This window comes from Paramylibacter ulvae (assembly GCF_014652655.1).
Lineage (GTDB): Bacteria > Pseudomonadota > Alphaproteobacteria > Rhodobacterales > Rhodobacteraceae > Amylibacter > Amylibacter ulvae.
The window spans coordinates 34,104-46,014 of the sequence record NZ_BMZF01000009.1 but is presented as its reverse complement, the minus strand read 5'-3'; the positions used below and the strand labels follow the sequence as shown (position 1 = coordinate 46,014).

At 49.2% G+C, this 11,911-nt stretch carries 10 protein-coding genes; 4 read left to right on the top strand and 6 right to left on the bottom strand.

Annotation, left to right across the window (positions count from 1 at the left end; genetic code table 11):
• Nucleotides 1-50: 50 nt before the first annotated feature.
• A complete protein-coding gene (locus tag IE094_RS13325) occupies nucleotides 51-1,298 on the bottom strand; it encodes an MFS transporter (protein WP_189641209.1) in 1,248 nt (415 codons plus the stop codon).
• Between the two features lie 63 nt (nucleotides 1,299-1,361).
• On the opposite strand from IE094_RS13325, the gene zapE reads away from it, so the two are divergent.
• Nucleotides 1,362-2,438: a cell division protein ZapE gene (zapE, locus tag IE094_RS13320; protein WP_189641208.1), complete on the top strand. Its 1,077-nt coding sequence runs from the start codon at nucleotides 1,362-1,364 to the stop codon at nucleotides 2,436-2,438.
• Here the strand turns inward: zapE and IE094_RS13315 are convergent.
• Nucleotides 2,435-3,685, bottom strand: coding sequence for a lytic murein transglycosylase (locus IE094_RS13315; RefSeq protein ID WP_229802347.1), 1,251 nt, complete (start codon nucleotides 3,683-3,685; stop codon nucleotides 2,435-2,437). The two genes, zapE and IE094_RS13315, sit on opposite strands and share 4 nt — an antisense overlap.
• Before the next feature lie 141 nt (nucleotides 3,686-3,826).
• On the opposite strand from IE094_RS13315, the gene IE094_RS13310 reads away from it, so the two are divergent.
• Entirely contained in the window at nucleotides 3,827-4,228 is a 402-nt protein-coding gene (locus tag IE094_RS13310; protein WP_189641207.1) for a DUF1801 domain-containing protein, read from the top strand.
• On the opposite strand, the gene rnr is transcribed toward IE094_RS13310, so the two are convergent.
• On the bottom strand, nucleotides 4,225-6,477 hold the full coding sequence (gene rnr, locus IE094_RS13305; protein WP_189641206.1) for a ribonuclease R: 2,253 nt from the start codon (nucleotides 6,475-6,477) through the stop codon (nucleotides 4,225-4,227). The genes IE094_RS13310 and rnr overlap by 4 nt on opposite strands.
• 177 nt (nucleotides 6,478-6,654) lie before the next feature.
• Here rnr and IE094_RS13300 point away from each other — a divergent pair, with 177 nt between their 5' ends.
• The gene (locus IE094_RS13300; RefSeq protein WP_229802353.1) at nucleotides 6,655-8,871 is read left to right on the top strand and encodes an OmpA family protein; all 2,217 of its coding nucleotides are present in this window, start codon (nucleotides 6,655-6,657) and stop codon (nucleotides 8,869-8,871) included.
• A 30-nt stretch (nucleotides 8,872-8,901) separates the two neighbouring features.
• Entirely contained in the window at nucleotides 8,902-9,474 is a 573-nt protein-coding gene (locus tag IE094_RS13295) for a helix-hairpin-helix domain-containing protein (RefSeq protein ID WP_189641204.1), read from the top strand.
• Here IE094_RS13295 and IE094_RS13290 read toward each other — a convergent pair.
• The 3 genes from IE094_RS13290 to IE094_RS13280 form a co-directional block, all read right to left on the bottom strand.
• Nucleotides 9,468-10,064, bottom strand: coding sequence for a TIGR04282 family arsenosugar biosynthesis glycosyltransferase (locus IE094_RS13290; RefSeq protein WP_189641203.1), 597 nt, complete (start codon nucleotides 10,062-10,064; stop codon nucleotides 9,468-9,470). The two genes, IE094_RS13295 and IE094_RS13290, sit on opposite strands and share 7 nt — an antisense overlap.
• Entirely contained in the window at nucleotides 10,061-11,194 is a 1,134-nt protein-coding gene (dapE, locus tag IE094_RS13285; protein WP_189641202.1) for a succinyl-diaminopimelate desuccinylase, read from the bottom strand. Before dapE ends, IE094_RS13290 begins: the two co-directional genes overlap by 4 nt.
• A gap of 61 nt (nucleotides 11,195-11,255) precedes the next feature.
• Nucleotides 11,256-11,909, bottom strand: a complete 654-nt coding sequence (locus tag IE094_RS13280) for an RluA family pseudouridine synthase (RefSeq protein WP_229802345.1) — start codon at nucleotides 11,907-11,909, stop codon at nucleotides 11,256-11,258.
• Nucleotides 11,910-11,911 lie beyond the last annotated feature (2 nt).

Below are 11,911 nucleotides of genomic sequence, written 5' to 3'. Positions count from 1 at the left end.
TTTTGCGTTAATCACATAAAATTATTCGATAAAATTGAATCTAGATGCCACTAAAGAGCTTGCCGTAATTTCAACGGAATTTCTTTCACGGGGATATGAACCAATGCGCTGAATGCGCCCACGCCCACACCAACCCACCACACGGTGTTATAGGTTCCGTACATATCGTACAGTTGACCACCCAGCCATACACCAAGGAAAGATCCGAGTTGGTGACTGAAAAACACCAAGCCATACAGTGTTCCCATGTAACGCAAACCATAAATATAACCAACCAAACCCGAGGTCAGCGGCACCGTTGCCAGCCATAACAATCCCATTGAAAAACTGAACAAAAGCACCGTTACAGGGGTCATTGGAAACAGGATAAATGCCGCCGCAACAACGGTACGTGCCACGTAAATCCACATCAGCAGGTTTTTCTTTTTAAATCGCTTACCAAAATAGCCTGCTGCGATTGTGCCAATAATATTTGCTGCGCCAATCACCGCGATTGCCAATGCGCCAAGCGCACTCGTGGTGCCGACACCAATACTTGCGAGCAATCCATCGGCGGCAATCGGTCCGCACATCTCGGTCACAAACGCGGGAAAATGTGCTGTGACGAATGCCAACTGAAACCCGCAAGAAAAGAACCCGATAAAAATTAGTGTAAAGCTTGGATCGGCCAGCGCCTTTTTCAATATTGCGCTAAGCGTTTCGTCCAGTTCATCACGTTTAATCGGCTGATCCGTTTTCAAAAACGGCAATAACACCACAGAGGCCATAATAACCCCAGCGAAAACCAAAAACACGGATGACCAATTCATATAGGTCAGCAAATATTCCGCGGCTGGTGGCCCGATAATTTGCCCGACCGATCCTACCGCTGTGGCAATGCCCATGGCCATTGATCTGTTTTCATCCGACGCCGCGCGCCCAACAATCGCAAGGATTACACCAAAACCCATACCCGCAACGCCAAAGCCAACAAATAACGAGAGCATTTGATGCCCAGCAGGTGTGATTGCAAAGCTCGAAGCAACCAAGCCAAAGACATAGCATAAGATGCCAATGAAAATTGCCTTTCGATCGCCCAGCTTTTCTGCAATCGCACCAAAAATCGGCTGACCAAATCCCCACGCTAAATTTTGAAAGGCAATCGCAAGTGAAAATTCGGATCGCAGCCAAGAAAATTCTTGGGCAATTGGAATTTGAAACACACCAAAAGACGCGCGCACCGCAAAGCCCAGCATCAATATCAGTGAGCTGGCAATCAATACCGGTGTGAATAAATTTTGCTTTTGGGTAGTTTCCATTGTGACACGATGCGCAAGTTGTTATCTGAGGTCAAAGAGATTTTTGTAAGGGTTACAATTTTCATGACGCCAATTGCAACATATGATCAACGTGTGGAGTGTGGTGAATTAACCGATGATGCGGCGCAGCGGCACGCCCTAACTGCATTGCAAAACCTGCACGAACAACTTGTCGATTATAAACCTAAATCCAAATGGTTGTTGTCAGGTTTGTTCGGGGTTGCACCACCACGCCCCAAGGGACTGTATATGTATGGCGGTGTGGGGCGTGGCAAATCCATGTTGATGGATTTGTTTTTTGACACAGCGCCAATTAAACGCAAACGCCGCGTTCATTTCCACGCCTTTATGCAAGAAATCCAAGACAGCCTGCACGCCGTGCGTAAAACAGGTGTCGAAGATGCAATCAATCCCGTTGCCCAAAAAATCGTCGCCGAGGCGTCATTGCTCTGTTTTGATGAAATGCAGATTACCGATATCGCCGATGCGATGATCGTTGGGCGTTTGTTCGAGCATCTGTTCGAGGCAGGCGTGATTGTTGTAACCACGTCCAACCGTCATCCAAATGATCTGTATAAAAACGGATTAAACCGACAATTGTTTGTGCCGTTTATTGATTTGATCCAAGATTATCTGGTGATGCATAATCTGGATAGCGAAACCGATCATCGCCAAAATCGTTTGGCGGATGAACAGCTATATTTTACGCCACATGATAATGCCGCGCAAAAACAGATCGATGCGCTTTGGGATGACCTGTCCGGCGGGCAATCCACCCAATTGGTTTTAAAACGCAAGGGGCGCGAAATTACATTGCCGTTTCATAATAACAGCACGGCAATGGCCAGCTTTAATGATCTGTGTGGCAAACCACTTGGCCCTGGTGATTATTTGGAAATTGCGAAATCGGTCAAGCTGTTGATCGTAACCGACATCCCCGAATTGTCATCGGCGAAGAACAACGAAGCAAAGCGGTTCGTCACATTGATCGATGCACTCTATGAAGCGAAAACAAAACTGATTGCCTCCGCCGCGACAGAGCCAGAACAGCTTTACACAACTGGGCGCGGCGCGTTTGAATTTGAACGCACCGCCAGCCGTCTGCGCGAAATGCAATCCGCCGACTGGGGCAACGATTAACGCGTACGCTTGCGCAGCAAATTCAACAAATCTTGGTTTGCCTTACCGTCGGGCACAATGCCAAGCGATCTTTGAAATGCGCTGACGGCGTCAATGGTGTTAGGCCCCAAAATACCGTCGGCATCACCGACATCAAAACCCGCCTTGTTCAAACGTTCCTGAACCTCGATCTTTTGCGCAAGCTTTAACGCACCGGGTCCACGTGGCCATTCGCGCGCAAATTCACCGCCGCCTGTGATTTTATCCGCCAAATGCCCTACGGCCATCGCATATGAATTCGCGTTGTTATATCGTTTGATTACACCAAAGTTTTTGAACACAACAAATGCAGGGCCATCCGCACCCGCAGGCAGAAAAATCGATCCTTGGCCATGATTTGGAATGCGTCCACCATTCACCAATCGCACACCCAATTCCGTCCAACGTGCAGGTGTTGCGTTCACCTTAAGGCTCGCGTTGCCATAATTGAAACCAGATGGCAATGTCACCTCTAACCCCCATGGTTGGCCTTTGACCCAGCCGAATTTTTTCAAATAATTCGCGGTGGATGCCAATGCATCCGATGGGTTTCGCGGATCCCAGACATTACGTTTACCATCACCTGTGAAATCTTGTGCATATGCCTGATAGCTGGTTGGAATAAATTGTGTGTGCCCCATTGCACCCGCCCAAGACCCATTCATGCGCTTGGGGGTAATATCCCCGCGCTGAATAATACGCAGCGCTTCAAGCAATTGGGTTTCACCAAATTTTTGGCGTCGTCCCTCATAGGCAAGTGTGGCCAAAGCCTCGATAATATTAATATCGCCCATGTTTTCGCCGTAAGACGATTCCAAGCCCCAAATTGCAACAACGACCTCAGCATCGACGCCATATCGCGCCTCGATCTTTTTCAACGTGTTGCGTTCTGATCTAAATTTCTTTTGACCATTGGTTACACGTTTGGGGGATGTTGCGGTATCAAGATAATCCCAAATCTGGCGCGAAAATTCCGCCTGTTTACGATCATAACCAATCACGGTTTGGTTTAATTTCACGCCGCGAAATGCACGGTCATATGTTTTCGCAGACACGCCTTTGGTCAATGCCTTGGCGCGAAAGGATTTTACCCAACGCTCAAATCCCGCCTGTGTTTGCGCCACAACGATATTTTCCTGTGAATTAAAATTGCCCGTTTCGCCCGCGATACCAAAATTTGGAATCGCCAAAAATAGCGCGGCAGCACCGCCTAACATCACCTGTTTCATCAAAATCTCCTGCTCGGGATTTGTTATATTTTTTATCAGTCTAGCGATTCTTGCGCCAAGACCAAAGCGCAAAAACATACTGTTTGATCACAATGCGAATAGTCGCTTATCCTGTTTGCGACATGACCCGATGGACAGGTAATGATGAAATATCCAATTTCAAACCCGCAAATTGAACAGGCCTATGCAAGCTTTCCCGAAAATGTGCATGAAGGTGCAAATCGCCTGCGCGACCTAATTTTGACGACGGGTGCGCAACTCGCGGATGTCGATAACATCACCGAATGCCTCCGCTGGGGGCAACCGTCATACATTTCCCCGATCGGAACTGCATTGCGTATCGGCGTTCCCAAATCGGGCGGTTTTGGGTTGTTTACCCACTGCCAAAGCAATGTCATCTCCAATTTTACACAGACCTTTGGCCCCGACTTTCGCTTTGACGGCAATCGCGGGGTTTTGTTTGAAACTGAAAACGATATTCAACCGGACAAGCTTCGATTGATGATTGAACATGCTCTGACGTATAAATTGAAACGCAATTAGCGGCTGCGTTTTACTTTGCGTCGGTGCTTGGCGGATTTTGATTTCGCCTTAACCAGATTGCGCCGTGCTCCACCCTTTGAACGCGCGCGCGAACTGCCCTTGGGCATTGGTTTCCCGTCAAGCTCCAACATTTCAAGTGTCAAACCACCAGTGACCGCCGTTGCATCAACAAGGCTTACCTTGCACGGCATACCAACCTGAATAATACGCCCAGAATCCTCGCCCTTGAGCGAGCCATCTCGTTCGATATATCGCCAATATTCACGCCCCAAATTCGCCAACGGAATGATCCCATCTGCGCCCGTTTCATTCAGTTTCACAAACAAGCCGAATTTCGCGATGCCGCTGACGCGGCCTTCAAATTCATTACCAACCCGTTCGGCCAGAAATGCCGCTAGATATCGATCCGTTGTATCGCGTTCAGCCAACATCGATCGACGTTCAGTTTGCGAAATCCATTCACCCGTTTCCTTGAGCTGTTCGATATCTTCGGGGCGCAGTCCATCATCGCCAAACCCATGTGCCGTTACCAATGCACGATGGACGATCAAATCGGCATAGCGACGAATAGGCGATGTGAAATGCGCATAGCGTTTTAAGTTTAAACCAAAGTGACCAAAATTAACGGGTGCGTAATACGCTTGGGTCATGGAACGCAGCACAGACATATTGATAACTTCGGCGTCTTCGGAATCTTTGGCTGCCTCTAGCAATTTATTGATATGTTGGGTTTTCAATACCTGCCCCTTGGCAAGCGTCATACCCGCAGCATCTGCAACCTCGCGCAGTGCGTCTAGCTTTTCTGGGCTTGGTTCTTCGTGAACGCGATACAGCAATTCTGTGCGTTTAGATTCAAGCGTTTCTGCCGCACAGACATTTGCCGTGACCATGAATTCTTCGACCAATTTATGCGCATCGAAACGCGCGCGAAAATCAACCGACAACACCACGCCCTCGTCAGACAAAACAATTTTACGTTCAGGCAGATCGAGATTCAACGGCTGGCGTTTATTGCGAGCCTTGGTCGCGCTCGCATACGCAGCAAACAGATCTGCAATCGGCCCCGCCAACGGTTTCGTGGCGTCATCATATCGCCCTTCATGTGCGGCTTGTGCTTGTTCATAGGATAACGATGCCGGTGAGCGCATCAAACCGCGATGGAATTCGTGGTGCAATTTTTCACCTTTGGAATCCAAAACGATCCGCACCGCCATACAGGCGCGATCCACACCTTCGTGCAGTGAACACAGGTCGCCGGATAACGCATCAGGCAACATCGGCACAACGCGATCGGGGAAATAGGATGAATTACCACGGTTGCGCGCTTCTTTATCCAGCGGCGAACCCGCCCGCACGTAATGTGCAACATCGGCGATGGCGACCCATACAATATGCCCGCCTTCGTTTTTTGGATCATCATCGGGGGCGGCACAAATCGCATCGTCATGATCGCGCGCATCGGATGGATCAATTGTAAATAATGGCAGATGACGCAAATCGGTGCGATCGCCCAATTCTACGGGTTGGGCATTCTCAGCCTCGGCCACCACATCATCGGGGAAATGATCGGGGATTTCATGTTGGTAAATCGCGATCAGAGAAATTGATTTGGGCGCCATCGGATCCCCAAGACGTTCCACAATCCGCGCCGATGGCAAACCCATGCGCCCCTTGGGGCCAGATTGCTGTGCCTCGACCAGTTCACCGTCTTTGGCACCATTGGAATCTTTGTCCGCAACACGCCATTCGCGATCGCGTTTTTTATCCACGGGCATGATGCGCCCGCCCTCTGAACCCGTGCGATAAATCCCAACGAACAGTTCTGGTCCTTCGCTTAATTTGCGAATGATCCGCGCATCATAGGTGACATCGTCCTGCGTGCTCGGCGAGAGGCGGCACAACACTTGTTGACCTTTGGCGGGGGAGGCTTCGCCTTTGCTTGGTAAAATGTGGATACGAGGTGGATCGCCATCACCATTCCATTCCAAGGCTTCCGCCCAAACATCGCCGTCCTTATCCGGTCCCAAAGATCGTAGAACCGATACCGGTGGTAATCCATTTGGGTCGTGAAACGTGCGCTTTTCTTTTTGCAAATGCCCCTCGGCGGTCAATTCTTTCAGCATGCGTTTCAAATCGATACGCGCAGCACCCTTGATCCCAAATGCACGCCCGATGTCGCGTTTGTTGGTTTTTGTGGGGTTCTCGGCGATCCAATTCAGGATTTCGTCTTTGGTAGGAAGTTTTTTCATACCCGTTGCTTAACATGCAAAATCTATGGGGTCATTGCAATTTAACGGGCGATGATCAAATGACCGCCGATTGGTAAAATTAACATCCACACCTTAATACTTGTAACGTGGACGTGAACTTCCTAAATTTACTTCATAATTAGGCTTATAATATTGGGGAGAGCCATCTTGCGTACCGTGATCGGAATATTAATCCTAGTTTTGGGATATTTGTTTTTGGGTTTTGTTGGAACGGGCAAAATACTGACACATTGGAATTTTGGCAAAGATACAAAGGAAATCGAAACATTCGTTGCCCAATCTGCCGCTGATAGCATCCCTGTTACGGCGACATTGGTTGAAACCCATGTATCGGGGCGCGATATCACCGCCAATGGCCTGGCCGAGAATCAAGACCAGAAAGACGCAATATTATCCGCATTAAATGACGTCGAAGGACGCCGTGTCGTCAATGACAACATCACTTTGATGGACATTGCGTCACCCTATGCGTTTCATGCCGAAAAAACTGATGATGGCAATGTCACCTATTCAGGAAACACCCCACGCAACGACACATTTAGCGGTGAAATCACAAGCGAAACACTTTCGCTTGCGTCTGGGATGCCCGACAACGAATGGCCAAATGTCGTAAAAAAATCCTTTGGCGCGCTGGGGGCACTTACAAACGCAAAACTTGATATTTCCAATCGCAATATTACGCTGACTGGGTTGGCGGAAAACCTCGAAAATCGCGATGGCGTTGCGCAATTGTTTGACGTGTTACCAGATGGGTATGCGGCAAATGTAAATATTGATGTCACACCGACCCGCCCCTATGTTTTTGATGGCCAAAAAACAACCGATGGGATCGCATTTCAGGGTTTGATACCGTCCGTCGATGCCGCTGGTGAATTTACCGATATGATCGGTACCGATGCACAATTAAAACCTGCATTTGGTATGCCCGATGAAAATTGGCCGGCATTTGTTGGCAAAGGTGCGGATGCATTAGAACAATTAACCATTGGTGAAATGAGCATTGTAGATCGCACCCTGACCATCACAGGCGAAGCGGCAAATCCAACGGTTGCACTGGCCATTCAATCTGCCCTGAACGATTTACCACATGGTTACACCGCAAATGCAGATCTCACCGTCAAACCGCTGGACGAATATACATTTCGCGGTTCAAAAAACGGCGAGCAAATTGATTATGCTGGTTTCATCCCAGACGAATCCGTGCGTGAAGACATTGCAGAATTTATCGGTGATCAAGCCGAAAATCTACAACTTGCGGCTGGAATGCCCGATGAAAACTGGCCTGCCTTTGTTGGTGCAGGTGTAGATGCACTTAACGGATTAGAAGACGGTGAATTAACCATCGTTGATCGCAAATTGACGTTAACGGGCACGGTCGAAAATCCAAATGCCGCCGATAATGTGGCAACGCAAATTGGCAAAGTACCACAGGGATATGATGTGGAACTTCATTTGACCGCGCTTGACGATGGGGCGCCAGCGGTTATTTCGTTTGATTATGGCGAAGGCGCCAATGGCACCATTTCTGGCAAAGCACCAAACGGATTGACCGATGGCGAAGTCGCAGGCGCATTGGGGCTTGCAAGCGTATCGGGTGGCATCACACCCAGCCGATTAAGCGGCAAAGATGAAATCAAAACCCGCCTGATGGCAATTGGGGGCTGGGTTCCGACCTTTGAAACCGCGAAGGCATCAATTGGAACGGATTTTACAGAACTTTCTGCTGTGCTTCGTCCCGGACAGGCGTGCCGATTGGAAGAGACCAAAGCGGAAATGATCACAGCCTTTGGTGAAAATGCGGATATTTCATTGCAAGTATCCCAACAAGAACCTGCAAATGGTTCCGAACGTGTGAATGAACAAACTGGCAAATCGGAAGTGTACCAAGATTGTTTTTGGCTGGTAAAACCAGAAGAGCCAAAACCAGAACCTGTGATTTCCCAACCAGAACCAGAACCCGATCCCGCACCACAGACAGAGGATGTCGCATTGCCAACCTTGGCAACATGCCAACAGCGCACCACCGATGCGTTGAAAGGTGCAAAAATCAACTTTGTTACCGCCAAAGCAGACCTTGACCCAAGTTCGATTGAATTGATTGATCAATTAGCCGAAATTTTGCGAGTATGTATTGAACAGGGTATCTCTCTCGAGGTTGGCGGACATACCGACAGCCGAGGAAGTGCAGAATATAACGCGCAGTTAAGCCTTGAGCGCGCATCATCTGTTGTTGCAGCACTGGTTGAACGTGGTGTGGATGCATCAGCAATAAGTGCCAAAGGCTACGGTGAAACCGACCCAATCGCGTCAAACGAAACAGAAGAAGGCCAAGCCACCAATCGGCGCACGACCTTTACTTGGAATCAGAACTAAGGCGAATGCCAACCCAAAAGGAGACAAATTATGTTTAAAGAATGGGGATTTTTACTCTCGGAATGGTGGATTTTGCTTGCCTTGGCGGCATTGCTTGGATTGTTCGTTGGTTGGTTGATCTGGGGGCGGTCACGACGCCATATTGATACGTTGCAAGCCCAATTAAACGGATGCCGCGCCGATCTTGATGAATGTCAGGCCGATTTGGATGATTGTCGCAATGCCAAATCCACACCAGTCGCAGCATCTGCAGTATCCGTTGATATGTCAGAGGATTTCGATGGTGATGGCGTTATCGAAGGCACTGGCGAAGGTACCCGCCCCGATGCATTGGATGGCCCTCGCGGTGGCGTTGCCGATGATCTGAAACAGATCAAAGGTGTTGGTAAAAAGATGGAACAGCTGTGCAATAAGCTTGGCTTTTATCATTTCGATCAAATCGCCAATTGGACCCCAAACGAGGTTGCGTGGGTCGACGCGAATTTGGAAGGCTTCAAAGGCCGCGTAACCCGCGACAAATGGGTTTCACAATCCAAAATTCTGGCTGCCGGTGGCAGCACTGAATTTTCCAAAAAGGTCGAAGGTGGCGATGTAAATTATTGATCGCCCTTGATCACCTGTAAATCAGACAGATGATCAACATCCTGTAAGACATCAATATAAGCGACGCTTGCATCTGCCAGCGTCGCTTTTGTATCTGCAAGTGTGTGTTCACTTGACCAGCGCACATTGTCAAACAAACCTCGTGGTACGGATTTTGCGCCGCGTTTCAACCCGATCAACCAATATCCCCCATCAGGCGCCGCGCCAAAAACCGCGTTGTGATCGCCAAGTGCGCGAAATGCGCGATCAATCAGTTCGGGCGTGATATTCGGAATATCGGCACCGATAATCACGACTGCTCCATTTGGTGCATGGCGGAAAATACGCCCCATACGATCGCCCAAATCCCCACGTCCCTGTGGCCATTTGGGTAAATGGTTTGGCCAAATACGGCTTTGCAAACCTGCATGATCGGGTGCCACCGCCAGTACCGTGCGCCAACGACGATCATTTGATAAACGCCTGATCAAATCGCGCGATTGATGGCGAAACCACCACGCCGCGCGTGTCATCCCCAAATCCGCGCCAAGACGTGTTTTTACCCGCCCTGCTTGGGGTTCTTTCAACATGATGAAAAGATGTTTGTTCACGCAAAATAGTCCTGCAATATGCGTTTATAAATCGCCTTGAGTTGGTGAATTTGGGTGACTTCTACACGCTCATCGACCTGATGCATGGTTTTGCCAACCAGTCCAAATTCAACCACGGGGCAATGATTTTTCACAAACCGCGCATCGGATGTACCACCCGTTGTCGATGCCTCGGGCACCACGCCTGTTTCCGCATGAACCGCACTTGCAATCAACGCTGACAGTTCACCCGGTGGTGTGACGAAGCTTTCGCCAGAAACGGAAACATCCATGTCAATTTCAACATCAAATTTCTCGGCGACATCATCCGCTACACTTTGCATCCATTTGGTAATTTCTGATGAATGATGTGCATCATTGAAACGAATATTCGCGGTCGCCTTGGATTGTGCGGGGATCACGTTGTTCGCTGGGTTGCCCGTATCAATCGTCGTCACCGCCAGGGTTGATGCATCAAAATGCTCGGTACCATTATCCAATGTATGCCCCGCCAAACGGCAAACTAAGTCGGCCATCGCAGGCAACGGATTTTTCGCACGATGTGGATAGGCCGAATGCCCCTGCACACCGCGTACGGTGAAATAGGCAGTCATCGAACCGCGCCGTCCAATTTTCATCATTTCACCCATCGTGTCGGGACAGGTTGGTTCACCCACCAAACAGTGATCCATTTTTTCGCTCTGGGCATCCATCCAATCCAACAGTGCGATTGTGCCATCCTTGGCATCGCCCTCTTCGTCGCCCGTAATTGCCAATACAATTGAACCATCGGGTGGCGTATCGTTGATGAAATCGATAGCAGCAGCAGCAAATGCCGCCACGCCAGATTTCATATCTGTTGAACCGCGCCCATATAGAAACCCATCTTTGATTTCCGCACCAAAGGGATCAATCGACCATGCCTTTACATCGCCAACGGGTACAACATCCGTGTGACCATTAAAGCCAAATGTTTTCCCCGCACCCCAGCGCGCAAACAGGTTTGATACATCGCCGCGATCAACGCGCGTACAGATGAAACCAGCATCGTTTAACAATTCTTCTAGCAACACCAGCGCGCCACCTTCAGTTGGGGTGACGGATGCGCATTGCACAAGCTTTGCGGTTAATTCTACGGGATCAATTGCCATCGCATTTTCCTTTTGTTGATGCCGTGAATATCGGTTTCAACTCTTTGGGGCAAGCGGGCGCTTAAAACGGCACCTTGGCGGTGAATTCACACCATGCACCACCTGTTGGATGACGAAACCTGAGCATTGATGCATGAAGCGCAAGGCGATCCATGCTGGCAACAACACGCGCATCACCATAAAAACGATCACCCAAAATGGGATGCCCTATGGCCAACATATGCACGCGCAACTGATGACTGCGACCTGTTTTTGGCGATAATTCAACATATGTTGAATTATGATTGCGTGACAACACTCGCCATTCGGTTTGCGCAGGTTTTCCCATTTTAAAATCCACCTTTTGTAACGGGCGGTTCGGCCAGTCCACAATCAATGGCAGATCGATCAGACCTGTTTCACCCTGAACAAGCCCTGCGACAATCGCATGGTATGTCTTTCGCATCTGACGCTTTTCAAATTGCAGACCCAGATGGCGTTGTGCGGGCTTATTGCGTGCAAAAACCATCACACCCGATGTATCCATATCCAACCGATGCACCAAAAGCGCATCGGGATACTCATCACGCAATCGCGTTTCCAAACAATCGGCGTGCTCTGCCGCCTTGCCTGGAACCGATAACAAGCCAGATGGTTTATCAACCACCAACAAATCAGCATCCTCGAACAAAATGCACAAAGGTGCCGTAGATGGTTGATAGTTTAACTTTTCCAAAA